The following is a 26162-nucleotide window of genomic DNA, read 5'->3' as shown; positions in this document are numbered from 1 at the left end:
TATGTTCTACATAATAAATAAATACCGTAAATCGTAACTATCAGATATTAACCTAATAAAGGCTGCTTTATTAAATCTAATAGGGTCTTTTCTTGTTCGAGAAAAAAAATATTTTAAAATTTTCCTTTTTGGTTGGTTTTTAAAAAACAATAATTATATTTGTAGTACATAACTACAATATACGAACCAGTAGTGATGTGACGCAATCAATTTAGTAACGAGTAATATTAATTGTAGACCAAAAGAAATACCTATGCATTCTCTCTATTCACGCGGCCTTTATATAGCCATGATAATATGCTGTTGCTTCTTCCAATCATGCAACAAGGAGTTTATGGATTACTATAATCCGGAAAGTACCTTAGGAAACAACATCCTGGGGATCTTGGAAGAAAAAGGTGAGTTTGACTTATTTATTACACTGATTGATAAGGCGGACTTGCGTAAGACTTTAGGCGAATCGGCTATCTATACCTGTCTGGCACCTAGAGATGAATATGTCAGGGCGTATTTTTTAGATCACCTAGGCTATACAACTATAGATGAGGTGCCGCTACCGGATATCCGGGCGTATATTAATTACCATTTTATTAATGGAATGTATTATATGCATGATCTGGAAAAAAGGTACCATACGACAGATGTGCTCATCAATAAAAGTCGTATTACCAATTACAAAACGAGGACGGAAGGCAAGGTGAGCGGTAAAAGTATACGGGTTTTTACACCATCGTTTTTTTCAACACAGGCGGCGGACTATTCGTTTATGTTTGGAGAAAATGGGAGCGACTATCGTATAGAAGGTGTGAAACTATCGGCAGTAGATCGTGATATCGATGCACGCAACGGTGTGGTTCACGTATTGGATGCACCACTGTACCCCAGCCGACGGACAGATCTGGCGCTAAAAAATGATCCCGAGCTGAGCATGTTTAGTCAATGGGTTGAAAAACATGCGCAGTTTATGTTGGGGGACATGGATGAAAATGGCAATGTAGATACGACATTATATAAAAACTATAGTTTTGGACGAAATCTGGCTGATGAGAATACCTTATCGACCATCTTTGCACCGACCAACGAAGCAATCAGCGCTTATTTCGCACCTTATATGGATATGATCCATAATACGCTGGATTCGGTGCCAGTGCATGTGATGTATTCGTTTATCCGGTCTAGTATCCATGCCAACCTGTGGTATAAATCTGATCTGGAACGAAGTATACCTGAATGGAGTTCGTTAAGCGGTTTTATACAGTATGCTAATCCGGTTTTGGATGCGATTACCGGGGTAACTCATGCGAGTAATTCGTTTATCTATAAAGTGAATACACTGATGGAATCTCCAGATATGCACAGCGTGCGCTCGGGGATCATGATGCAATACAAACGCTACAGTCAATGGTACTGGATGCTCACCAATAGAAATCTCGGTGCAGGGTTGGTAGATGGTCTGTATTATCAGCATAGCCCCAAGACCTTGTTGGTCCAATCGGATGAAGTTTGGGGATTTCCTTTTGCCCAAGATATGGAACCACTTGAACAGGAATTGCGGTACCAGCAATGCCGGACAGGTATCTTTAACCTCGATATACGCGCAGACGGCGGCTTCCGGAAGCGATTTTACCCCACGGATCATGGATTTGTTCTTTTTGACAACGATCAATTTGAGGATTACTCGGGACACAAGGTAAATCTCCTCACTAAAAATCCGGTATGGGAGAAATCAAATGGCGCAATCTACGAGATTGACGGTTTTTTGAATCCGATCGATAGGTTGGATAATACAATCACGGTAATACGTAAGATGGAGCAAGAGCAGCAACTGTCTACTTTTTTGGCGATCGTTAATAAATCAGGCTTGGCCGGTGAACTCCAGCTGACAGGTTTTTTTAGCTACTCGGTTTTTGCTCCAAGCAATGCGGCACTTAGCGCCGCTGGGATTAGTGCTGCAACATTGAACGAAGCGCAGGCGCGTACGCTGGTAAACCGATACATCATCGCAAACCGGTTTATCTTTACCGATGGCGTGTTTAACGGACAGATCGCGAATAAAAATGGTGAGCAGCTGGTCTTCGGTGGTGCATGGGATACCTTCTCTGCAAGCTATCAAGGGAATATGGCGATGGTCTCTAAAGGAAATGTGCAGGCGAGCAATGGCGTATTACATATCATTAATAACGTATTATAACCTAAGTAATATTATGAATTTATATAAGCTTATTAGTTTTAAGGCTAGTGTATGTGCACTTTTTATGCACATGTGGGTTTTATCCGTATGTGCACAGGAAGCTAAAATCGAAGGACGGGTATTTGATCAGGCATTGAATAATCCCTTTGCGCAGGTCTCTATATTATTGGTGAATAGCAATAACCTGATTCTTCGCGCCGTGAAAACAGAAGCCGACGGTACGTTTGTAATTAATAAACCAGAAAATGCTACTAAGATCGTTATCTCCAGTGTGGGCTATGCAAAGCAAGAGTTTACCATAGCGACAATCAATACGCCGCTACAGGTCGTATTGAAACCGGATGATAATTTAATTGAAGAAGTTGAAATCCTGGCCAGAGGAAAGGAAGAGGCCGATCTCGGGTTTGTACGTATTGACAAACGTGAACTGTCCAGTTCGATTGCGTCGGTAGATCTAAAAGGAATTGAAAATTTACCCGTGGTATCTGTTGATCAGCTACTGCAGGGTATGGCTCCCGGACTACAGGTGGTCGCCGCAAGTGGTGATCCGGGTGCGGCAGCTTCGATCCGGATTCGCGGTATCTCAAGTATTTCTGGTATCAATGATCCGTTATGGATCGTAGATGGTGCGGAAGTGATCGGTAATAATTACTCCGTACAGAGCATATCCGATTTCGGATTTAGCGCGATAGGAGATCTAGATCCAGCGGATATCGCTGCAATTGATATCTTAAAGGATGCTTCTGCCACTGCACTCTACGGTTCAAAGGGTGCAAATGGTGTAATTGTGATCACTACAAAACGAGGAAAGAGAGGAAAGCCCATCTTCAATTTTAATAACCGCTTTACGCTATCACAGGTGCCCCGTACTATTCCGTTACTAAGTGGTGAGGAGCATCGGATTTATTCTATAGAACGCTGGACAGGTGGCGCTGACGACGGATCGGCACTACCACAGCTACGTGGCGATATGACACGGCCAGACGCGTGGATGTACAGTAATAACACGGATTGGGTCAAGGCGATTAACAGAACGGGGGTATATCAACAGTACAATACTTCGTTGAGTGGTGGGGGCGATCGGATAAATTATTACTGGGGACTCGGATACACCAACCAGTACGGGACAACAAAGGGAACGGGATACGACCGATTTAATACCCGTTTTAACTTGAACTACAGGGTTTCCGACAAAGTATCAATTTCTGCTGACCTGAGTTATACCAATTCCTTGACCGACAAACGAGGTACAGCACACCCTACGGATATAAATCCAATAGAAATTGCACGTCAGATGCCTTCTTATTTTCCGATGTATGCTAAAAATGGATTGGATTATTTTGTGGAGCGCAACGAGCCGATTTCTGCACGTTCGCGTTACAATCCGCTGGCTATCATTGATTATTCGTCGTACCTATCGAAAGCTAACCGGCTAATGGCTTCCACCAGCCTGAATTATAAGATACTGGATAACCTGGAGTTTCGGACGCAAGTATCTACGGATTTTAGAGAGGCTGCGGATGAGTACTTTCTACCTGCCTACGCGACCGGAGCTATTGCTAGTGAGTCGTTATATAATGCCGGTGAGCAAACAGAGGGATATCAACTACTGGTCAATAATACGAATCGGATGATATGGAACCCGGTGAGAAAAGAGAATCATCGCCTTACCGTTACTGGCGTTGTCAATTTAAGCATAGATAAAAGTAATTCCACAGCGATTAATTACTTTAACGGTGGATCGCCGCATTTGCGTGCTGCTGACGCTTCAGCGCGGATTTCCGGTATAACAGGGGGATTTTCGGATCAGCGCTACCTCGGGATGTTCTTGCAGGGCCATTATGGGCTATACGATCGGTATTTCCTGACCGTGACGGGTAAAACGGAAGGTGATTCGCGATATGGTAGCGACAATCCATATTCTATATTCCCGGCAATCGGAGCGGCATGGGATATGACCCGAGAAGTGGGTATTCGGGACCTGGAATGGATATCATCAATGAAACCTCGTTTTGCGTATGGTGTAACGGGAAATTTGCCTCGTATTGCTAATATTTACGATATCGCCTACAGCACGGCTCTGGGGTATCTTGGACAGACATATATCTACCCTTCTAAGTTTGCTTACGATAACATTAAAGAGGAGCGTACAACGGAATATAACCTTGGGTTGGACTGGGGGCTATTTAAGAATAGAGTTACAGGACAATTCGATATTTATAAGCGCATCACAACGGATTTGCTGTTGCGGGAAAACCTGTCCTCGACATTGGGCTACGCGAATCAGTTTGTCAATTTTGGAACGATCGAGAACGCGGGTATAGAGATTGGTATTACAGCAGATATATTGAAGGGCGGAAAGGATAGGCCACGCTTTAAATCGTTTTTCAACATTGCTTTTAATAGAAACAAGTTGATCAAATTGCCAGATAATTTTGACGCGAATTCATTTGCAACGACCCGCAATGGATTTTCCTCTAAATTACAGGAAGGCGACGTGGTAGGGGGCTTCTATGGATATAGGGCGTTGGGTGTATATTCGAGAGATGAGGATGCATATCTGCGGGATGAAACCGGACAGCTGATCCTGGAAGCGGATGGGACGACCCCAAAAATAATGCGGTACGGCTCGGTCTCCGGACACCAATTCCAGGGTGGCGACATGATCTATGCGGATATTAACGGCGACGGTATTATCAATGAATTGGATCAGGTACAAATTGGTGATGCCAATCCATCTTTTTTTGGCGGATGGAACAACACAATAGGATATAAACAGCTTACCCTAGCCATTAATTTTCAGTATCAATTCGGAAATGATGTGATTAACGCAGCCAGGATGAGTATGGAAGAAATGAGTAATTCGTACAACCAGTCTCAATCTATCATGGCACGGTGGCGGAGGCAAGGTGATGTAACAGATATGCCCCGAGCACAACCCTCGAGTGATTGGAACAGAGCGGCATCTACTCGATGGGTGGAAGATGGTTCGTATGTCAGATTAAAATCGGTGTCGTTTACTTATGAAGCGAATAACCTACTGCAAGGCTGGGGCATAAAGCAACTTAGCTTTTTTGTGACTGCATTTAACTTGCTTACCTGGACTAATTATCTAGGGGTAGATCCCGAAGTACCCATCACAGGAAGCGTTTATTTGTTTGGTATCGACAACAATTATACAGCACCGCCGAGACAATACACATTAGGTTTACGGTTTAATTTATAACTACTTATAAACTAAGGATATGATAAAATTATTAAATTATATGCTCTTCCTCATACCGTTCATGATGACCGGTTGTGATAAGTTTCTCGCGGTTGAGGTGCCGGATAATCTGACCCACGATGAGTATTGGGCTAATCGCGAACAGGTTGTTGCGTCGATGAATGGGATGTACTCTTCCTTGCACAATAACCTAAACCGCTTTCAGGTCTGGGGTGATTCGCGTTCAAGCTTATATACTCCTGGTCCAGGGGATTCGTTTACAACAGACTACAGGCAGTTTATGGCACAGGATATCTATCCAGAAAATGGTCTGTTAGGCTGGGGCTCGGTCTATACAGCGATTACATGGATAAACTCATTTATCAAAAATGCGCCCGGTGCGCTGGAACGTGACCAAACTTTCACAGAAAGCGAACTCAACGTAATGATGGGCGAAGCTTATGCATTGCGAGCATTAAACTATTTTTATCTGGTGCGCACGTTTAAGGAAGTACCTATTATTGAGCAACCCTACGAGTCGGATAGCCAGCAGTTCAATACGGCAGCCAGCTCGGAGGAAGAGGTATTGAATTTTATAGAAGCAGATTTGGATCGCGCACTGTCTGCAGTAGCTCCGGACTTCGAAAATATTAATGAACGTTACGGACGTATTACAAAGAATACGGTAAAGGCCATTTGGGCAGATGTTAAATTATGGCGAAACGAATACCAGGCTTGCTTGGATCTATGTGCCGATTTGAGTGCCGTCTATGGAGATAAACTTGTAGAGCCGTTGAACTGGTTTTCTATTTTTAGTCCGGGTAATTCGAGTGAAGGGATATTTGAATACCAGTATGTACAAACGGGTTTTGCATCTCCACTATATAATTGGTTTTCGCACTTTCAGCAGAACAATGCCAAGTATCTGGCCAACATCGCCAATATCCAGGTCAATGCGGGTGAAAAGCTTTATCTTCCCACAGACCCGCTCCACTTTAGCGCAGATACAATACGTCTGAAAAACTATTCTGCCTTTCGGTTTTCCCCAGTGTCGTATGCCGGTGGCTCGGGATATGAAGTATATAAATTTATTGGTCAATCTCCCTATGAACTTAATTATCGGCCTACAGGTGCTCGAAATGCAAATTATATAATATATCGCTATCGCGAGATCTTATTTATGGAGGCGGAGGCCTTGGCGATGCTCAATCGCTATGAGGAGGCAGAAGCCCGAATCAATAAAATACGGCTGCAATGTAATATTCCAGCGGTATCGACCGGTGTTATGGGGGCAGACCTAGAATTTATGACTAATCTCTTGATGGAACGGGAATTTGAACTGGGCTTTGAAGGGAAGGAATGGTTTGCTGCTGTCCGAATTGCTAGAAGATCGGGCTTTGCGGACGCACTCATTGTGAAGGCTGCTGAAAATAACCCGTTAGGTGAATCTTATCAGGTAGTGCGTGCCCGGCTTCTAAACCCGGAGAGCTGGTTTTTGCCTTATCATCGTACAGAGCTAGAAAGTAATAGGTTGCTCGTGCAAAAAGATTATTATAAAAATAAGTAAATCAGAGTAAGTACATTAATAACATAAAGATATGGTTACGTTAAGCAAAATGAGTATGTGGTGTTGTATGTGTATAGGCATAGCAACGTTTATACTTTCCTGTAAAGAGCCATTTTCGGATGCCCGCTATAATTCGAATGACGAGATTCAGATCATGGACTACCTCAGTGAACGGGAAGATCTTAGTATATTTACGGAACTGGCGGGATATGTTGGACAACGAAATCTGTTAAAAACAGCGGGATCTTACACCTTGTTCGTGCCCAATAATGCAGCTTTTAATACGCTTTTTGAAACGTTGACCGTCGATGGAAAGCCCGTAAAAAAGATTGCAGATGCTCCGGTCGAATATTGGGTCAATTTTTTTCGGTATCATCTGTTGGATCAGAAAATTAATACCAACGTATTTATACATGGACCGCTGCCGGCTCCGACCTCTTTCCAAGATAAATATCTGATTGCAGACATCAGTGCTTCTTATGAAGCCATTCGCTTGAATAACCTGGCGACTATTACAGAAAGCAACATCAACTTTAATAACGGTTTTATTAATGTATTGGATGCTGTGTTGATACCACCGACGGCTACCTTGTATGACATGGTCAAAACATCGGGGAAATACAATACCATGCTAACCATTTTTGAAGAGACCGGTTTAGATAATTATCTAAAAGATAGTATGATTACGCTGGTTATTGAAAGTGATGAAGCACTGTTAAAGAGTAACTTTGATAAAAGCGAAATAGAGAATCTAAAGGATTGGGCGGGATATCACATTATTCCCGATTCCGGTTATTATCTTAATTTATTGACTACACAACGACACTATCCGTTGTATAAGAAGGAATCGTTAGCTTTCACAGTGGATACCTATGGTCAGTATGCAGTAAATCAAAAATTTAAATTTAATCAGTCTGCCGAGTTTGGAATCGATAACGTAGGTAAAAATGGGATTTTCCATTCGTTGGACACGTTGCTTGTGATTACTCCTGCGGTTCCTTCCCGGATTAGGTTCAATATTTATCCTCCTGGTAGTTCATATGGTGAACAGAACGTTTTTACCAATGCACCGGCGCGCATTTTACGAAATACCGGAACGCAAAGTTATCATCAGGACAAAAAGCTAATGATTGCACAGTTTGATGCGACGCAGGTTGGTGATTATTTCTGGATGACCATCCCAGATGTACCGGCCGGAAAGTATAGAATCAGAATAATGCATCGTGGTGCCGCAACGCGCGGCAAATTCTTGACAATCTATAACGACCAGATCGTTCGTGAGCTTGTCGATTTTGCAAAAAAGGATGGTGATTTTGAGGAATATAACTACTTCGTATTCAACTATGGCGGTGATATTACTGTTGAGGAACGTGAGGATGTGAAACTTTACTTTGCCTTCACAGGCTTTGGTTCTAATCCAAATCCAAGTTATTGCTGCGACTTATTGCTTGACATTGTTGAACTCATACCAATTAATTAAAAGTCTAAATACTTATTCATGAATAGGTTAAAATACATTATATCATCTGTTGCTTTGGGGTTATTAGGTAGTCCACAGCTACTTGCACAGCAAGATACAGTAGCCGCGCTTAGGGAAAATAATAGGTTATTTACGGATACCAACCCATCTTCTATATCTATTGCGGGCAGGCTATATAGCAAAGCGGGAGTTTTCGTTATGGACAATGGCAATGTAGGAGCGAGTCCGGTGATCATGCTCCGGGGCACAAACAGTATAAACTTGACCAGTAGTCCTCAATTGTATATCGATGGTATCCCTATGCGATATGCTAGCGTACAGCCTACTTTTTTATCCACGTTTGAACCTGATCGGCTTGGCTTCTTAAATCCACTTGACGTGGAAGCAGTCGACATACGGCCATCAGCACAGTACTTACATAAAGCGGGCGGGAGAGGCTCCAATGGTATATTGGATATCCGTACAGAACGGGGCGAATTTGGAGGTACAAAACTGGATTTCAACGCAAGCTACGGTGTTAATACATTTGATTACCACGTACCGCGGTTTGGTGCACAGGAATTTAAATCGTATCTGTGGACCCGATTTACAGAGGAAGGAATGTCGGCACAAGAGCGAGATGTACACCCGATATTTAGCACGACCGATCCAACATACCACAACAATACAGATTGGTTGGAAATGATACAGCAAAAAGGTGCATTTCAGGATTATCATGTTAAGCTGAAAGGTGGCGATGGCGACGCGAACTACCTATTCTCGATAGGATATACCAACAAAGAGGGCTCTATTAAAAACACGGGGTTTGAGCGTGTGGGGCTGCGGTTTAATTTGGACTATGCATTATCGCCTAATGTCAAAATTTATAATAACCTTTCTTACACGAATACGAGCGGACATTACAAAGAGTTTGGATCCAACTATGCCGTTCATCCTATCTATGTAGCGGCAGCAAAAGCACCTTTTTTAGGAACAAACTATTTTAATGAGAATGGAGAACAGAGCAAAATACTAGCTGGTGTGGATGTTCTGGGTTTTAGTAATCCAGTTGCGCTGATTGAAAATATGGATAATAAAAACCAGTTTAATAGAGTCGATGGTGTCATGGGGGTGGAATGGACACTGCCGTTAGACTGGAGGCTGGTATCCGATTTATCCGTATCCTATTTTAGTCTATCCGAAAAACAATATCGCCCGGCATTGGGTATCGTACCGGATAAATACCGCATCAGACAGAATGCGCAGCGAAGTTCGAGCGAGTTTGATCTCAATTGGAATACCGCCTTGTTGAAGAAAGGTCAGTTGTCGTCTAACATGACCTACGATGCCTCCTTGAAAGCGGCAATAGAAACCTTTGAGGAGAAGAGCCTCTATGGCCGAAAGATCAATGCGGGTACAGACGACTTTGAAACGCTAGCGCAAGGTATTGTGGATAGTGCTTCTAATACCAAATTTAGATCTAATTTGATGACCTTGATCGCGCAAGGGGCCATCAACTGGAAGAATAGAATTGATTTAACTGCATTTGTAAATCTGCAGGGAACCTCAAATTTAGGCGCGAACACCCGATGGAACGTATATCCTGGAATACACGCGCTCTTCTATCTGGCAGGAGAAAAGCAAAATAATGTATGGAATATGTCGCTCGGTTACGACCGCACAGGAAATCATGAGGTGCGCGGGTTCTATCATTATGCCCAATATTACCCTGTTAATTATTTCGGATATGGAGGGGTATATCTTGGTAACGTAGCCAACCCCGATTTAAAGCCTGAAATAACGGATACGTACGAGATCAAATCTAATTTTAATCTACTGGAGAATCGTGTTCAAGTGAATGTGGGCTACTATTATAAGCGTACGCATGATTTGATAACACAACAGAGTATTGCAAAGGAGATCGGCGTAAATCCGGTGTTTGACAACGCCGGAACAATTGAAAACAGCGGAGTGGAAGTTGATGCTACCGCGTATTTGGTAAAAAAACAGGACTGGAACTGGGTTGTATCGGCCGCTGTCTCTACCTTGAAAAATAAAGTGCTCGAATTGCCAAATGGCGCGGTGGAACAGACATTGGGCTTATATAGCGGTGTTGCTATGGAAGGGGAAGCACTGGGGGCTTTCTACGGATACAATGTGCTGGGTGTATTTCAGAATGAAAATGAAGTGAATCTCAACAAGGCCGACGGTACCCCCTATAAAGCAGGAGATTATCGTATAGAGGATATGAACGAGGATGGAAAGATTAATGAATTGGATAGACAGGTCATTGGATCACCTTTGCCAGATGTGTTTGGTACATTATCAAGCAGCCTTACCTATAAAAATTGGGGTATATCCGCTTTATTTAATTTCGTTAAAGGTGCGGACATCTACAACAGCTTTGCCCAACAGATGCATGCCATGAAAGACTATGCAAATCAGGATCCTGCTGTTCTGGATAGATGGACTTCGGCTAATACACCCGGATCAGGTCTAAGCCGAGCTGCAATAAACGATCCTTCTAACAACGGGAAGCCTTCTTCACTATGGGTGGAGGACGGTAGCTATCTGAAAATTAGAAATGTAACATTACATTATGATATTGCCGGTCCATCGGATAGGTATTTCAAAAATATCAAAGTGTACGTCAGTGTGGACAACCTATTAACATTTACGAATTACAGCGGTTTTGATCCGGAGATCAACAGTATGAACAACGCAATGTTACGTAATATAGATTTTGGAGCACCACCGTTGGGTACGACTTACAAATTGGGTTTAAAGGCTTCGTTTTAAACTCATGGTCTGTTATTTAAGCAAAATAATTATGAAAATAAAAAGGATAACTACTTATATCGTTACTTTAAGTATTGCAGTTACCGGGCTGAGTGCCTGTTCAAGCTTTTTTGAGGTAGAGCCCTATCAAACGGTTGCGGAAGATAATTTCTACCGAAATCAAGAAGATATTAATGCTTCCGCGTTGGGCATGTATGCACCATTGACCAACGATGTGCACAAATTTCTGTTATGGGGTGATGCCCGTGCGGATATGGTGACGACGGGTGAATCGGAACCAACTCCCTATATCAATGAATTTGTGATCAACAATGTAAGTGTTCAAAACCCCTATGCGGATTATGGCAATATCTACCAGACGATTGCGCGATGCAACAGGCAGATGGAAAAGGTGTATGATGTGATGGATCAGGACAATAAGTTGCTCGTGCGCGATGCAAATGCCTATTATGCAGAGGCACTATTGCTTCGTACATTCTGTTACTATTACCTCTTGCGTACCTTTGATAAATTTCCGATTATTCGATCCGATTATGCCGAGAATATATCGTATGTAAACGAAGAGGGTGATACGGTGAGTACGAAAACAGCAGCCCTTCGTGCCGACGAGATCAAAGGTTTGTTAAAGTTTCCAACGGATCAGCAGGAAGTTTGGCATATGATTTACAATGATGCGCTTACTGTACTGGGAATGCTCCCGTTAAATTATACATGGAACAGGAATAACCTTCCTTCGGAAGAACGTTATGGTCGGGTGTCTCAACCCATGGCGGCTACTTTTGCTGCCGAGATAGCGATTTGGCTCGGCGAGTTTCAAACAGCCTCGGCTTTTTGTAATTCACCTATAATTAATAATTTCCATTCCTTGGGTACGGCAGGTGCCTGGCCTAATCAGTTCACAGCAAGCTATGCTGCGCAACATAGTCTTTTTTTGCTCGGATATCGCTTTGATAATAGTTTTGAAACGAATCGCTTGCAGGAATTTACATCGAATCGGCCAGAAGATGGTGGAAAATATTATCTTAAACCGAGTTCTCACGTGATCAACACCATTTTCGCATTTGAAGAAAATGATATACGAAGTAGCTTCAGTTATAAGGTTTTTGGCCAAGACACGGTGATATGGAAGTATATCGGGCTCGATGATGTGTCCTCACAGCGACCATCTTATCAAAGCATAGCCAGCTGGCAGTTTTATCGTTCTGCAGATGCTTTTCTATTAAAGGCGCTTGCAGATCTATACCTGAATGATTATTCATCCACCTTCAATTTTATTAACATGCTAAGGGAAGCCAGAGGATTGCCACTTTTGTTGATTACGGACCTGGATTATACGAACAGGGAGGTGATGCTTAATGTAATCTTTACCGAAAGGGCCAGAGAATTTGCTTTTGAAGGAAAGCGATGGTACGACCTGATGTTATGGTCGAAGCTAACTGGGCGTAACATTCTTGCTGATAAAGTGGCCTCGAAATACAGTGGGGGGCTGAAAGATGAAATATACCTAAAATTACAGGATCAAAACAATTGGTTCATACCGGTACAATAAAGTTGATCTATTAACAAATATTAAACGAATGCAAAAAGATAAGTTATGAAGAGATTAGCTTGTAAATTATGGTTGTTGACCCTTTGTCTTTTAGTCTTGGGATCTTGTTACAAAGAACAGCATTTTGATTTTCCCGGACCTTTTGAGGAAGATGTTGCATTGCCTGATTCACTGCCTTTTCCTTTCGACCCGAATAGGGAGGCAGGGATATGGCTGATGAAAGAAGGTGAGGCATTTCACGACCGTATACTTTTTAAGGGATATACCGATTATTATGCCAAAGGAGATACGACTTCCTGGGTGCAAGAGCCTAATGGTATGCGCTTGATCCCGCACCGTAATTACTATCCCCTGAGTAACGCAGATCATTTTGGAGGCGACCCGAATAGTTATCGAAACAACTGGGTAGTGTCTAAGTATTTTGTTCCTATCGGTAAGGGGAAGAGTTTTTATATGTACTTTAAAGGCACTATAGGTACATTTAATGGTACTGCAGCCGGACTCGTACTGGGCAACAGTTGGGAGAGTGGTAAAGAATTTATTTTCGGATTTGACGGATTCTCTAATATTGCCCCACAGTTCTTTTTGGACCTCTACGATAATACAGGGATCAGCGTGAACCCTTCGGCGGGCTGGCCTACAGTAAATGAGGTAATTACACCGGGGATACCAGCTGAATTTGAAACTATAATCGTAGATAATCTTTTCTATATTAAAATAAACGGTGTTCTTTGTTTCAAATTCAAGATCCCAGATCAACAACTGTATTATTATACGCCTAGTATCCGTCCATGGCGAAATTTTTTGACCGTACATGACGTATATATTGAGGCGACGGATCCGTATACGGTTGATTACGCATTTTACAAAAATGAATTTGACTATCATCTGGTTCAACGACCTGCTTTAGCTGCTGCTACGAACGGGGATGTATTGCTTTTTGCCGAGGGAAGAGCAGACTATGCTAACGGAGTGCAGCGTGTACTGCAGCAGAGCAGAGCGATTGGCAATACAGACATTATCCTCAGACGTTCGATCGATGCGGCCCATAGTTGGGAAGATAACATGACGGTTATTGCTGGAGAAAACTCCCCCGATACGTATGCCTATCCGCAGATTGTACAGACGGATAACGGAACATTAATTTTACATTATAGTAAACTTTTCTATACCCATACAGGGAACAATTATGTAATTGATCCGGGCCAACAGATAATTTATCAACGCATCTCGACTGATAATGGCCGCACATGGTCTAACGAGACCGATATCACCACGCAACTCCGATCAACGGATATTGAAATCCAACATGCGTCTGGCCATGGAATTTCATTAAAAAGTGGTGATTATAACGGCCGTGTATTGATGCCATTGAATGTAGGAACCAATCAGGTGCGTGTAGCCTATTCGGATGATATGGGATTATCCTGGACGCTAGGGGATGCTGTTTCAGGAAGTAATCTCCGGACTGGTTCTATTGTAGAAATGAGTGACGGTACACTCATGATGTTGCTCTCTCATGCTAACGTTAACCCCAAAAACAAGATGGTAAGCTACAGCAGCGACGGCGGAACGACGTGGACGACAGCCAATGGATTCGGGAATGGAATTGCAACGGGAGATTTTGGCCATATGTATAGTAGTGTACTGGTTAACGACGGGAATAACAAACTTTTTTATATCACGCCGCAGGGAAGAGGAACGGATGTGAGATCATACAACAAGAGTCCGATATATGCCAATACGCCAACACTTTTTACAAGTGATAACAACGCCCAAAATTTTACAAACGTGGGAGCTTTGTTTACTAAACAGACTTACAATAACTATGTCGTACCTGTCGGAAATATGGACGCGGTTGTGACGGGTACCGGTCAGCTTATTGTAGCAACTGAAGGGGGAGTGGATACGCCTTATGAAGGGATTGTAATCTATAAAAAGTAAAATAGAAAATTATGAACAACAAACAACATATAGCTAAGATTAGAAGACTACCACTTGTAATTGGCCTAGTTGCTTTAGCGATGCTCTCTTGTGCAGACAAAGATACTGGTATGGTATACGTAACCGATTTTGATAAGCCCGTATATAACCCGGATGATGAGGGCGAAAACAATATAATCAAAGAAACGGTACGTGTGTTTGAACAAGCAACGGAAGGGTACCACTCGTATCGGATTCCTAGCCTTACTGCTGCTCCGAATGGCGATCTGATTGCATTCGCCGAAGGGCGAAAATTGACCAGTTTGGATTATGGAGATATTGATATTGTGGTAAAAATATCCTCGGACAAAGGAAAAACATGGGGCGCATTAAAAACAGTAGTAAGTGAAGGCGAGGGTACATGGGGTAACTCGACAGTGGTAACGGATTTTAAAAACAATAGAATCTGGCTATTTATGTCCTGGAACTCGGATTCGCATAGTCAACATGGGGGCAGTTTCAATGGTAAAGATTATCCCGCTGTCTCACAGTGGGGCGATCGGAAAGTATATACAATTTATAGCGACGACAATGGACAGCATTGGTCGGAGCCAGTTGATCGAACCGCGGACTTAGTTCCTTTGGATTTTATCTGGGATGCTGTAGGTCCAGGTACCGGTATCCAGATCGAACAGGGACCTAACGAAGGCCGGCTAATCATACCAGCTGGAGAGCGGAATATTTATAGTGATGATTACGGACAGACCTGGAAATTTCAGCGCCTTCCCAAAAATACATTCGAGGGATCTGTCGTAGAGCTTAGCAGTGGTCTGTTGTTACGAAACGATAGGGCTGTAGCAGGTACTTGGAACAGAGGTAGGTACCGGTATGTGTCCAAAGGATCAATCGAAGGTGGTTTTCCGGCTTTCAGTGCAGATATAAACTTAATCGATCCACGAGCGCAGGGTTCTATTCTTAGATTATCATTTCAACCTAATCTGATCGCTTTTATCAACCCGGCTCGAAATGATGGAGATACTATGCCCTATCGGTGCAATATGACGCTTCGCCTTAGCAGCGATGATGGACGGTCATGGTTTGCATCTAAACAATTAAACTATCCAGGAATTGCACAGGATGATCTATGTGCATTAGGGTATGGAGGATATACAAGCATGACAAAAATCAATCAAGAAGAAATAGGCTTGCTTGTAGAACACGTAACGGATCCGACTGCTGGAGCTGCGGTAGATCGAAAACACTCTATAGATTTTCATTACGTGAATTTGAATTGGATAAAACAATAAGCTGGAATAAAGGATATCGAACTTTCTATCTCTTTGAGGGGAGAAGGTGAAAGAGCGACATTGTGGGGTGTCTGGTTTGCTATGAGAAAAACGTTAATATTGAATAGCAAAGTTCTTAATAATTTGGTAACATCTGTAGTTTAATAAAAATTTTATGTTAATTTGTAGCACATAAACAGAATTCGCTTGCATATGTCAACAACGAAATTGAAAAAAGGTTTGGAACCTATTGCCGTCAATACCAGAGCAGATATGGTGGAGATAAGGCTTAGAGAATATCTGAATAAAAAAGAGCTGAAAACAGGTGATGTATTGCCTACGGAAATGGAGCTTTCTGAAGCGCTAGGGGTAAGTAGAAATGTGTTAAGGGAAGCGCTGAGTAGACTTCGGATGTTAGGCCTGGTGGAGTCCAAAAAGAAGCGGGGTATGGTATTGACTAATCCTGATATTTTGGGCAGTTTTGAACGGGTGTTAAATCCGCAACGCATGGATAATGATACCTTGAAGAACCTGTTTGAACTTCGATTGGTATTGGAGCTGGGGTTGGCCGACCTACTTTTTGTTAGAAAAACACCAAAAGATATTAAAGACCTGGAAGCAATTGTAAAAAATGGCAAACCGGAGGATGATGATGTCTTTAGGGTGAGTAGGGAAATCGCCTTCCATGGAAAACTGTATGAAATTACGGGGAACGATACCTTAAAGAGGTTTCAAATTATGCTTTTGCCTGTATTTGATTATGTTGTGAAGAATGAGAATAGAAGCGTGAAATCTAATGTAACCCATGGTGATCTAGTACGTATACTGAAAGACGGTACAAAAGAAGAATTTGTGGTGGGCATGAGAGAACATTTGAGACCGCACTTCGAATTGCTTAAAAATTTAAAGTAAAAAAATATGATATTCTTAGGGATATCATATTTTTTTACTACTTTTATATGTAGTACATAAGTACTAATTATAATTGGAGAATAATAAACCTATTTATACTTTTTACTAAATATGCAAAGACACACAATGTGTCAAAATAGACTAAATATGAAAGAGCTAAGAATACTACTAATATCCGTCTTCTTGTTATGGGGCTTAACGGCCGCCGCGCAGACTAATATAGCCGTGAAGACCTATCAACTTCCCGTATTAGCGGACCAAGAAATCAATGTGGTCAAAAGATTTCAAATCAACAGTACAGCCTCATCGACATCATCAAACGGGGAGCTCGTGCTGCAAGTGGATGAGCGGGCATACGAAGTGATTGAAGAAATAGGTCTGTGGTATACAGCAGGTGATTCGACCCTAATCAAACAGAATAATATATCTAAATATACGCGCACCAAAAAAATAAAGGCCCAACGGGGTAAGAATAAGATTTCGTTCCAAACCGAACTGGAAAAAGGTGCAAATTTTTTGTGGCTTACCATTAAAGTAAGGTCTGTTAAAGACCTCGAACTTCCGTTTGCAATTCGGCTTGATAAATTCGAAATAGCCAAGCGCAAGATAGGTAATAGCACAAAGGGGGAATCCTCGGTGCATCGTATGGCGGTGGCTGTAAGAAGACACAAACAGGAAAACGTACACACGAGTCGTATTCCCGGTATCATTACAGCTAAGGACGGCTCCTTAATTTCTGTATATGATGCGCGCTACGAATCTGGCAGGGATTTACAAGGACACATGGATATTGGTGTATCGAGGAGTATAGATAGGGGAGCTACATGGCTTCCCATAGAAGTAGCTATCGATATGGGCGAATATGGCGGGTTGCCACAAAAGTTCAACGGTGTGTCCGATCCTAATATCCTGCTGGATGAAAAGACGGGCGATATTTATGTGGCCGGATTGTGGATGTACGGTGTGATTGATGAAACGGGGACCTGGTATCCTGGTATAAAAGATGGAAAAGAGATCTGGAACCATCAGTGGAAGACAAAGGGATCTCAGCCAGGCTTCGGCATCAAGCAAACGTCTCAATTCCTATTGGTAAAAAGCCAGGATAATGGGAAGACTTGGTCGTCTCCGATTAATCTCACTACGATGTGTAAAAAACAGGAATGGTGGCTTTGGGCACCGGCTCCCGGACATGGACTGACACTAAAGGATGGTACCCTAGTAATGCCAACCCAAGGGCGAGATAAAACGGGGAAAGCTTTTTCAAATATTACCTATAGTAAAGATCGTGGCAAGACCTGGACGACTTCGAATGCAGCAGTATCGAGATCGACAACGGAATGTATGGCAGTCGAGTTGGAAGATGGTCGTATTATGTTGAACATGCGATCTAACCTCAATACAACCAATAAAGGAGCGGATAATGGACGAGCCATTGCAACAACTGCAGATTTGGGCAAAACATGGATCGAGCACCCCACGTCGCACCGTGCACTGATCGAACCAACATGCATGGCGAGTATTCATAAGCATCAATACACCGAAAATGGCGCACCGAAATCAATTATTATTTTCTGTAACCCAGACTCTAAATACGAACGTGTCGATATCGCGCTCAAAGTGAGCAAGGATAATGCCGACACATGGGAAAGAAAAGTGCTTCTTGATGAAGGGAAAAGTAGAGGGTACTCTTGCATTACTTCCATTGATGACCATACGGTGGGCGTTCTTTACGAAAGCAGTCAAGCCGATTTGGTTTTCCAACGTATCGCGTTAAAAGATTTGTTATAAAATTATTAAAATATAAAAATGAATAAAGTAAAAGGTTTAATTGCAGCGACTTTTGCTGCATATAATGTGGATGGAACTATTGATCTGGAAGCTATTCCACCATATGTGGAGTACTTGATTGGACAAGGGGTTAGTGGTGTATTTGTCTGCGGAACAAATGGGGAAGGTCCTAACCTTACCGTAGAGGAGCGTATGGAAATTACCGAAAAATACATAGCTAGCGTGGCCGGTAGAATACGCGTGTTTGTACACGTAGGCCATAGCTCCATCACGGAAGCTAAACGTCTGGCAGTACATGCACAGGAGCACCGTGCGGACTACATATCCTCTGTATCTGCTTTTTATTTTAAACCCACTTCGGTGGCAAATCTGGTTGATTGTATGGCAGAGATTGCGGCAGCAGCACCTAAATTACCGTTTTTCTATTACCATATACCTGCACTGACAGGAATACAGATTGATATGCTGGCATTTTTAGAATTAGCAGAAGAAAAAATACCGAACTTGGCCGGTATCAAATATACTGCTGCAACGATCCATGAATACCAAGCTTGTCTACATTACAAATCTGGAAAATTCGATATTTTATTTGGCTATGATGAACTTCTTTTACCTGCCCTTGCTGTGGGGGCAAAAGGAGCTATCGGTAGCACATATAATTACGGCGCTAAGCTATATGCGAAGGTCATGGATTACTTCGAAGAAGGTAAACTGGATGAAGCAGAAAAACTTCATTTTCATGCGGTACAGATGATTCAATTGTTGGTAAAGTACGGCCCTATTCCTACGCAGCGGGCAATTATGAAAAAGATAGGACTGAACTTAGGCATACCAAGATTGCCGCTCGCCGCACTGAGTGAAGATCAGGAGAAAAATCTGTACACCGATCTCGCGAATTCGGACTTCCTTTCGCATGTAGCGTCCAGTTAACATACGGATAATGAACATACATCACTTTATATTTATATTATTTATGCTAAGCGCAATTGATCTAACTGCTCAGAACACTGACGTCAATATAAAATGGAAGAACCTACCTCAAATTCCAGACACAATGGGTTTTGCAGGGGCGTATATCGCTACAACGGACGATTTCTTACTGGTAATGGGAGGCGCCAATTTTCCAGACGGGGTAGCACCATGGGATGGAGGAAAGAAAGTTTGGACAAACAAGATATTTGCCCTTAAGAATCCGGAAGAAAGCTGGACGTCGGTTGGGCATTTACCTATGCCGATGGGATATGGGGCTGTTGCCTCATTCCGGAACAATGTCTTTATCGCGGGCGGAAGCAACCAAGAGGGGCACCTTTCTTCGGTATATAAGTTGACCTGGGTTGGAGGGAAATTGCACATCGATAATTTGCCAAATTTGCCTTCTGCAATCGCAAATTGTTCTAGCGTGCTGATTGGAAACTTTTGGTACATCGTCGGCGGCATCAACTTACCCGATTCGCCAACTGCCGAAGCTATTTGCTGGCGCATGAACTTAGCCGAAACAGCTAAAGGTTGGGAAGTTTGTCCGTCCTTGCCCGGCGACGGCCGTATGCTCGCCGTGCTTGGAGATATAAATGGAAAGCTGGCGGTATTATCGGGGGTAAGTTTACGAGCTGGTAAAAGAACCTACTTACGGGATGCTTATCTGTTGGAAAATAATGACTGTTGGTCGAAGATGGCTGATTTACCTGAATCTGTTGCAGCAGCTCCGGGGCCGGCCTGGTTTGACCACAAGTCCAATAATCTTATTGTATTTGGCGGAGATAACGGCGCACTGGCGAATCAGGATTTAAAACATGATCATCCTGGCTTTTCTAACCGTATACTGATGTACAATATGGAAGATGGAACATGGAATTATGCAACCAATAAAATTATCATTTCAGAAAAAAAGCAACAGGAAAAAATCTGGGCTCCAGTTACGACAGGCACAGCATATTGGGCTGGTGGAGTGGTATTGCCGTCTGGAGAAATAAGACCGGGCACACGTACACCACAGGTGCTCTGGGGAATTATAAATCAAGACTAAATCTTATGAACACGAAAACAAAAGGTTATGCATGGCTATTGGTAGCGCTGTTGTGGGTAGTCGCCTTCTTAAATTATTTTGATAGAATATTAATTACATCGATGCGCGATCCGATTGTCGCGGATTTCGATCTAACGGATGCACAATTTGGCTTGTTAACCTCTGTCTTTCTATGGTCCTATGGTTTTGTAAGTCCATTCGGTGGTTTCTTGGCAGATAAATATTCACGGAAAAAAGTGATTGTGTTGTCCGTCGCCATTTGGTCATTGGTAACGGTGTGGACTGGATACGCTTCTACATTTCCGGAGATGTTGGCTACCCGATTGTTAATGGGGGTGAGCGAGGCCTGTTATATACCCGCTGCACTCGCCCTAATAACCGATTATCATACAGGTAAAACCCGGTCACTCGCGACAGGCCTTCACATGTGTGGTCTCTACACTGGACTAGCTCTTGGCGGTCTTGGGGGATTTATCGCAGAATACTGGGGTTGGCGGTATGGGTTTCATATTTTCGGACTGTTTGGAATTGTTTATTCCTTTGTACTAATTTATTTTTTGAGAGATGTAAAAAAAGATACGACCGAATTAGATCCCGCCAATTTGCAACCTATTACACAAGCTCCCTCATCTTATTCAGTACGGGAAGGACTTTCTTCCTTGTTCAAGTTAACTTCTTTTTATATTATCTTATTCTATTTTGCCGTTCTGGGCATGGCAAACTGGTTGGTTAATGGTTGGTTGCCGACATTTTTGAAAGATCAATTCAATTTGGATCTAGGAACCGCTGGAATTTCTGCCACGGGCTACATTCAGATAGGCTCTTTTGTGGGCGTGATAGCGGGCGGGATTATTGCGGATCGCTGGGTGCAGAAGAATCCGAAAGGTAGGCTGAATGTTATGATAATCGGCTTCTGTATAGGTGCGCCTTTTTTGTTCGTCATGGCCGCTACAAACATCTTTCTAATAGCAATCGTAGCGATGATGGTTTTTGGCTTGGCCAGAGGTTTTAATGACGCTAATTTGATGCCCTTGCTAAGGCAAGTGGTCGATCAGAAGTATATTGCTACAGCTTATGGCTTCTTAAATTTTTTGAGTACGATAGTCGGCGGTATAATGGTGTATGTTGGAGGGGCATTGAAGGATGCGAATGTAAACCTTTCGATTACCTATCAAATCATAGCTGTTGTATTATTACTAGTTTCATTAACGTTGTCCCTCGTAAAAATTAAACAAAAGACCTAAACGCATACAGATCATGAAGAAATCGTTTCTTTTCTTACTATTTATCACATTGTTATCCGTGGCGTGCAAAGCTCAGCACCTCCGTTTACCCTCATTTTTTTCAGATCATATGGTACTACAGCGAAATACCGAGGTGTATATATGGGGGTGGGGACGAGCGGGACAGCAAGTATTGGTCGCTCCGTCTTGGACAATAGATACGATAACTTGCGTGGTGTCTGGAGAGGCAACTTGGAAAACAAAAATAGTAACCCCTGATGCAGGAGGTCCATACACCATTCAAATACACTCGCAAGGTCAGCACCTTGAATTGAACGATGTATTGATTGGCGAAGTTTGGTTATGTTCCGGACAATCTAATATGCAATGGTCTGCGAGAAATAATGTTAAGGAAATAAAAGAAATACTGCCAACCATCAATAACAAAAATATCAGGCTATTACAGGTGAGTAACATAGCTGCGCAAACGCCACAAGATAATATATTCGACCAATGGACGGAATGTAACCCCACTACCGTAGAAAGCTTTTCGGCGATAGGGTATTTTTTTGCTGACCGATTGCATAGGGAACTGGATGTGCCCATAGGTATTATAAATTCGAGTTGGGGAGGTACTTCTGCCGAATTTTGGACACCGAAGGAAGAGATAGCGAAAGATCCCGAACTTGTACAAAACGCACTCTTGCAAAAGCCTGCTCCAAGAAAGCCCTATCAACCGGGTGTACTTTGGAACAGTATGATTTATCCTTTGGTACATTACAAGATTGCGGGGGTGCTGTGGTATCAGGGTGAAGATAATACGATATCCTATAGTGGATATGACAAATTAATACAGACGATGGTCTTATCGTGGCGATCCGCATGGAATCATGACTTTCCGTTCTATTTCGTGCAGATAGCACCCTATACCTATAAATACAAGATTCCCAATGCGGCGCTACTGAGGGAACAACAGACTAAAACGGCGTTAAATTTACCTCATGCAGGTATGGTGGTGACAACCGACCTCGTTGATAATATAAAGGACATACATCCGCAGCAGAAAAAAGCGGTGGCTCATCGTTTGGCCGATCTCGCTTTGGTGTATCCATACAGAAGGGAGATGATTGATTTTCAATCTCCTATTTATAGAGATTATCGAATTGAAAACGATAAAATGCGAATCTTCTTTCATCATCTATATGGAAATTTACACGTGGAAGGAAAGGAAATTGTAGATCTTTATATCGCCGGAGAAGACAAGGTGTTTCACCCGGCAGATTTTAAGTTGGATGGCAAGGAACTGTTGGTCTTTTCAAAAAAAGTAAATAAGCCCGCCGCAGTTCGATTTGGATTTACCAATACATCTATGCCAAATCTATTTACAGAAACAGGTTTGCCTGTCGCGCCTTTTCGTACAGACAATTGGAATCAATTTTAAACAGCTGGCTCAGGATAGGAACGATTCTTTAGAACGAATTCGGCATTAGATAGAATCAGGGTAGCATTCAATATGTTATCCTATTTTTTTTGGTATAAATTACCGTTTTAAAAAATATATTTTTATCTTTAGGTGTAACTAAAGATAAACTTAATGTAAATGACTAATTTTTACAACCATTTTGCTAAAACGATTTATAAATACTCGGTACTCCTGAGAAAACCAAATGTAAACAGATGAACAGAAGAAACTTTTTATACTCCCTCAACATCGGTATGGCATCGGTTGCCTTACTCGACACGAAGCTATATGGTATGCCGCTTACAGCACCTTTAGCCCAACCAATTGCCGATAAAGAATTATCCTATCACACAATCCAGTCCGTGAAATTCTCTTCCGTACGCTTACAGTACCCGCGACTAGTTGGAAAAAATGCCCGCCTTGATATTCACGGCTACGGTCCAAGAGTGGAAACCTGTATCATCCACACGGATAAGGGAGCTATGGGATGGGGTTCATTAAGAGGGTCGAGGAGGCACGCAGAGGATCTAGCAAAAGAGTTAACGGGTAAAAAAGTATCGGACGTATTTCAAACGAATGTCGGAATTTCAGATGGCAAAAATATTCCATTTGATATGGCATTGCATGACCTAGCTGGCGTCATCTTGAACAAGCCGGTGTATGCATTACTAGGACAGGAAAAGCCAATAATAACAGACTGTTATAGTGGAATGATTTATTTTGATGATTTGGAACCATCGAATAAACCCGGAGGAATTGATAAAATATTAGAGGAATGCGCGTACGATTACAAACTGGGATACCGACAGTTTAAGCTCAAGATTGGACGGGGAAATAGGTGGATGCCGTTTAGCGAGGGCTTACAGCGTGACATTGAGGTAACGAAAAAAGTAGCCGAAGCTTTTCCAGACTGCCAAGTTTTGGTCGATGGGAATAATGGGTTTTCTGTCGAAGAATTTATACAGTATATGAAAGGAATAGCTGGAGTTAGCCTGTTCTGGATTGAGGAACCCTTCCACGAGACGGTAACGGAGTATGAGAAATTAAGATCCTGGTTAAAGGGCGAGGGTATTAACACGCTTCTAGCCGATGGAGAGGCAGATTGGGATCAAAATCTGCTACGAGAGCTTATTGAGAAAAAGCTGATCGATGTACATCTTACCGACATCGAGGATCTCGGGTTCACCAACTGGCGAAAGCTAATGCCCGAACTACAGAAACTGGGTGCTCAGGCTTCTCCACATGCATGGGGCTCGTTGCTCAAAACCCATTATACAGCACATCTGACTGGTGGTCTAGGCAATACCGTTACGATTGAGGGGGTATCTAGTACGTCGGATGATGTAGACTTATCGGGATATGCGTTGAAAAATGGCAAACTTGTACCTCCTGCGACAGCAGGCTTCGGAATGCCATTGCTCAAAAAAGAGTAGTACTTTTATTTATTTCGGAATTTTTCCTTCAGCGATTTGGTCTTGTAGACGATTCATGATGGGCGTTGCGGTCAATCCATGCATTACGATAGAAGATAGCATGGTAAATGCCACAATCGCCCACAATTCGTCTTTATGGACGAAGTCGGCATGATCAAGCGCAAAGGCAAGGTAAAATACGGAACCCATGCCTCTGATTCCAAAGAAGCTAACGGTTAGTCGTTCTTTCCAGTGCATTTGTGACCCCGCGAGAGAAAGATAGCCGATAACAGGTCGCACCACCAATAGAAACAGCAGGGAGAATAGTACGATTCGTAGCGTTAACGGTTCAAATATGCCACTGACAAGTGTACCTCCAAAAAAGATTAGCAGGACGCCAAGCAATGCGCGTTCCGTCTGGTCGGTAAAAGAATGGAGTTGCTGATGGTAATCGTTTCCTTTTTCGGCATGACGTAGGGTGATCGCAGCCACAAATACAGCAATAAAGCCATAGCCATGCAGCAACTCTGTAAAACCATAGGTAAATAAGGTAAGTGAAATTGCCAAAAATCCGTCACCGTGCTTGATTAGCTTGTGTTTTTTTGAAACGGTAAATACGAGATAACCGACTAGCTTGCCGCAAAGCCATCCGAGAAATAGACCCGCCGCTATTTTGTATAGAAGATGATATCCGAACCAATGCATTAGTTGTAGCTCTTCGCCAGATGCAGCAAGTGCCAATGTAATAGCCAGCCAGGTAAATGGGAAGGCCATGCCATCGTTTATGCCTGCTTCTGTGGTCAAGGCAAACTTCGAATCGGATCTAATCTTCTCATCCGGGGGGCCGATTTGTACATCTGCTGCCAAGACAGGATCCGTAGGTGCGAGAACGGCCGCAAGGAGGAATGCCGAAGGCAAAGCTAGACCTAATATATAATATCCGAGTATACCGCAAACAATCATACACAGGGACATCGCGATCGCGACTAGTTTCATCGGGTTTGACCATTTTCGAAATGAAAAAGTATGATCGATCTTTATGCCAGTTCCCATAAGAGAGATGATGACAATGAGTTCAGTCAAATGAACTGTTAGGCTGGTATTTTCTTGTGGAAGAGGTGAAGGCAACGAATTGGGCCATGCCAGGTAGACGAGTGCCCCAACTGCAACGTAGAGTAAAGAATAAGATATGCCTGTCCTTTTTGTTAAGGCCGGCATAAAGGCCATCCCTATGCTAGCAAGGCCTACAAGAAACATGACAAGAAAATAGGTATTCATTCGTGTTGATTTGTTTTATAGTACAACAGTGATATACCCTCAAATGTTCTCATCATAAAATACATGATATAGAGATTAGTGTTGG

General features: G+C 42.7%; 16 protein-coding genes. 15 read left to right on the top strand and 1 reads right to left on the bottom strand.

Going from position 1 to position 26162, the window contains the following annotated elements:
- Positions 1 to 334: 334 nt before the first annotated feature.
- The 15 genes from FAZ19_RS11640 to FAZ19_RS11570 all read left to right on the top strand — a co-directional run bounded on the left by FAZ19_RS11640 (position 335) and on the right by FAZ19_RS11570 (position 24820).
- Positions 335 to 2191, top strand: a complete 1857-nt coding sequence (locus FAZ19_RS11640) for a fasciclin domain-containing protein (RefSeq protein WP_211245491.1) — start codon at positions 335 to 337, stop codon at positions 2189 to 2191.
- Positions 2192 to 2204: 13 nt separating this feature from the next.
- Positions 2205 to 5417, top strand: a complete 3213-nt coding sequence (locus tag FAZ19_RS11635) for a SusC/RagA family TonB-linked outer membrane protein (protein ID WP_229707485.1) — start codon at positions 2205 to 2207, stop codon at positions 5415 to 5417.
- Positions 5418 to 5436: 19 nt separating this feature from the next.
- Positions 5437 to 6963 carry a RagB/SusD family nutrient uptake outer membrane protein gene (locus tag FAZ19_RS11630; RefSeq protein WP_136820891.1) on the top strand — a complete coding sequence of 509 codons (1527 nt, stop codon included), beginning with the start codon at positions 5437 to 5439 and terminating at the stop codon, positions 6961 to 6963.
- A gap of 31 nt (positions 6964 to 6994) precedes the next feature.
- Positions 6995 to 8443, top strand: a complete 1449-nt coding sequence (locus FAZ19_RS11625) for a fasciclin domain-containing protein (protein ID WP_136820890.1) — start codon at positions 6995 to 6997, stop codon at positions 8441 to 8443.
- Between the two features lie 18 nt (positions 8444 to 8461).
- The gene (locus tag FAZ19_RS11620) at positions 8462 to 11221 is read left to right on the top strand and encodes a SusC/RagA family TonB-linked outer membrane protein (protein WP_136820889.1); all 2760 of its coding nucleotides are present in this window, start codon (positions 8462 to 8464) and stop codon (positions 11219 to 11221) included.
- A 31-nt stretch (positions 11222 to 11252) separates the two neighbouring features.
- A complete protein-coding gene (locus FAZ19_RS11615; RefSeq protein WP_136820888.1) occupies positions 11253 to 12770 on the top strand; it encodes a RagB/SusD family nutrient uptake outer membrane protein in 1518 nt (505 codons plus the stop codon).
- 45 nt (positions 12771 to 12815) lie between these two features.
- Positions 12816 to 14714: a sialidase family protein gene (locus FAZ19_RS11610; RefSeq protein WP_136820887.1), complete on the top strand. Its 1899-nt coding sequence runs from the start codon at positions 12816 to 12818 to the stop codon at positions 14712 to 14714.
- 11 nt (positions 14715 to 14725) lie between these two features.
- The gene (locus FAZ19_RS11605; RefSeq protein ID WP_136820886.1) at positions 14726 to 16000 is read left to right on the top strand and encodes a sialidase family protein; all 1275 of its coding nucleotides are present in this window, start codon (positions 14726 to 14728) and stop codon (positions 15998 to 16000) included.
- A gap of 192 nt (positions 16001 to 16192) precedes the next feature.
- The gene (locus tag FAZ19_RS11600) at positions 16193 to 16891 is read left to right on the top strand and encodes a FadR/GntR family transcriptional regulator (RefSeq protein ID WP_136820885.1); all 699 of its coding nucleotides are present in this window, start codon (positions 16193 to 16195) and stop codon (positions 16889 to 16891) included.
- Between the two features lie 147 nt (positions 16892 to 17038).
- A complete protein-coding gene (locus tag FAZ19_RS11595) occupies positions 17039 to 18679 on the top strand; it encodes a sialidase family protein (RefSeq protein ID WP_136820884.1) in 1641 nt (546 codons plus the stop codon).
- 18 nt (positions 18680 to 18697) lie between these two features.
- Positions 18698 to 19609, top strand: a complete 912-nt coding sequence (locus tag FAZ19_RS11590) for a dihydrodipicolinate synthase family protein (protein ID WP_136820883.1) — start codon at positions 18698 to 18700, stop codon at positions 19607 to 19609.
- 10 nt (positions 19610 to 19619) lie between these two features.
- Positions 19620 to 20702 carry a galactose oxidase gene (locus FAZ19_RS11585; protein WP_136820882.1) on the top strand — a complete coding sequence of 361 codons (1083 nt, stop codon included), beginning with the start codon at positions 19620 to 19622 and terminating at the stop codon, positions 20700 to 20702.
- A gap of 5 nt (positions 20703 to 20707) precedes the next feature.
- Positions 20708 to 21946, top strand: coding sequence for an MFS transporter (locus FAZ19_RS11580; RefSeq protein ID WP_136820881.1), 1239 nt, complete (start codon positions 20708 to 20710; stop codon positions 21944 to 21946).
- 13 nt (positions 21947 to 21959) lie between these two features.
- A complete protein-coding gene (locus FAZ19_RS11575) occupies positions 21960 to 23366 on the top strand; it encodes a sialate O-acetylesterase (protein WP_229707487.1) in 1407 nt (468 codons plus the stop codon).
- A 236-nt stretch (positions 23367 to 23602) separates the two neighbouring features.
- A complete protein-coding gene (locus FAZ19_RS11570; RefSeq protein ID WP_211245490.1) occupies positions 23603 to 24820 on the top strand; it encodes an enolase C-terminal domain-like protein in 1218 nt (405 codons plus the stop codon).
- A 9-nt stretch (positions 24821 to 24829) separates the two neighbouring features.
- Here FAZ19_RS11570 and FAZ19_RS11565 read toward each other — a convergent pair whose 3' ends face one another.
- Complete coding sequence (locus tag FAZ19_RS11565) at positions 24830 to 26017, bottom strand: cation:proton antiporter (RefSeq protein ID WP_229707547.1); 1188 nt, start codon at positions 26015 to 26017, stop codon at positions 24830 to 24832.
- Positions 26018 to 26162 lie beyond the last annotated feature (145 nt).

Origin of the sequence: Sphingobacterium alkalisoli (assembly GCF_005049105.1) — a bacterium.
Taxonomy (GTDB): Bacteria; Bacteroidota; Bacteroidia; order Sphingobacteriales; family Sphingobacteriaceae; genus Sphingobacterium; species Sphingobacterium alkalisoli.
This window is presented reverse-complemented; position numbering and strand designations above follow the sequence as displayed.

Excerpts from the sequence above, each read along its gene's own strand:
- FAZ19_RS11640 (WP_211245491.1), top strand. The coding sequence starts at position 335 with ATGGATTACTATAATCCGGAAAGTACCTTAGGAAACAACATCCTGGGG.
- FAZ19_RS11635 (WP_229707485.1), top strand. The coding sequence starts at position 2,205 with ATGAATTTATATAAGCTTATTAGTTTTAAGGCTAGTGTATGTGCACTT.
- FAZ19_RS11630 (WP_136820891.1), top strand. The coding sequence starts at position 5,437 with ATGATAAAATTATTAAATTATATGCTCTTCCTCATACCGTTCATGATG.
- FAZ19_RS11625 (WP_136820890.1), top strand. The coding sequence starts at position 6,995 with ATGGTTACGTTAAGCAAAATGAGTATGTGGTGTTGTATGTGTATAGGC.
- FAZ19_RS11620 (WP_136820889.1), top strand. The coding sequence starts at position 8,462 with ATGAATAGGTTAAAATACATTATATCATCTGTTGCTTTGGGGTTATTA.
- FAZ19_RS11615 (WP_136820888.1), top strand. The coding sequence starts at position 11,253 with ATGAAAATAAAAAGGATAACTACTTATATCGTTACTTTAAGTATTGCA.
- FAZ19_RS11610 (WP_136820887.1), top strand. The coding sequence starts at position 12,816 with ATGAAGAGATTAGCTTGTAAATTATGGTTGTTGACCCTTTGTCTTTTA.
- FAZ19_RS11605 (WP_136820886.1), top strand. The coding sequence starts at position 14,726 with ATGAACAACAAACAACATATAGCTAAGATTAGAAGACTACCACTTGTA.
- FAZ19_RS11600 (WP_136820885.1), top strand. The coding sequence starts at position 16,193 with ATGTCAACAACGAAATTGAAAAAAGGTTTGGAACCTATTGCCGTCAAT.
- FAZ19_RS11595 (WP_136820884.1), top strand. The coding sequence starts at position 17,039 with ATGAAAGAGCTAAGAATACTACTAATATCCGTCTTCTTGTTATGGGGC.
- FAZ19_RS11590 (WP_136820883.1), top strand. The coding sequence starts at position 18,698 with ATGAATAAAGTAAAAGGTTTAATTGCAGCGACTTTTGCTGCATATAAT.
- FAZ19_RS11585 (WP_136820882.1), top strand. The coding sequence starts at position 19,620 with ATGAACATACATCACTTTATATTTATATTATTTATGCTAAGCGCAATT.
- FAZ19_RS11580 (WP_136820881.1), top strand. The coding sequence starts at position 20,708 with ATGAACACGAAAACAAAAGGTTATGCATGGCTATTGGTAGCGCTGTTG.
- FAZ19_RS11575 (WP_229707487.1), top strand. The coding sequence starts at position 21,960 with ATGAAGAAATCGTTTCTTTTCTTACTATTTATCACATTGTTATCCGTG.
- FAZ19_RS11570 (WP_211245490.1), top strand. The coding sequence starts at position 23,603 with ATGAACAGAAGAAACTTTTTATACTCCCTCAACATCGGTATGGCATCG.
- FAZ19_RS11565 (WP_229707547.1), bottom strand. The coding sequence starts at position 26,017 with ATGCCGGCCTTAACAAAAAGGACAGGCATATCTTATTCTTTACTCTAC.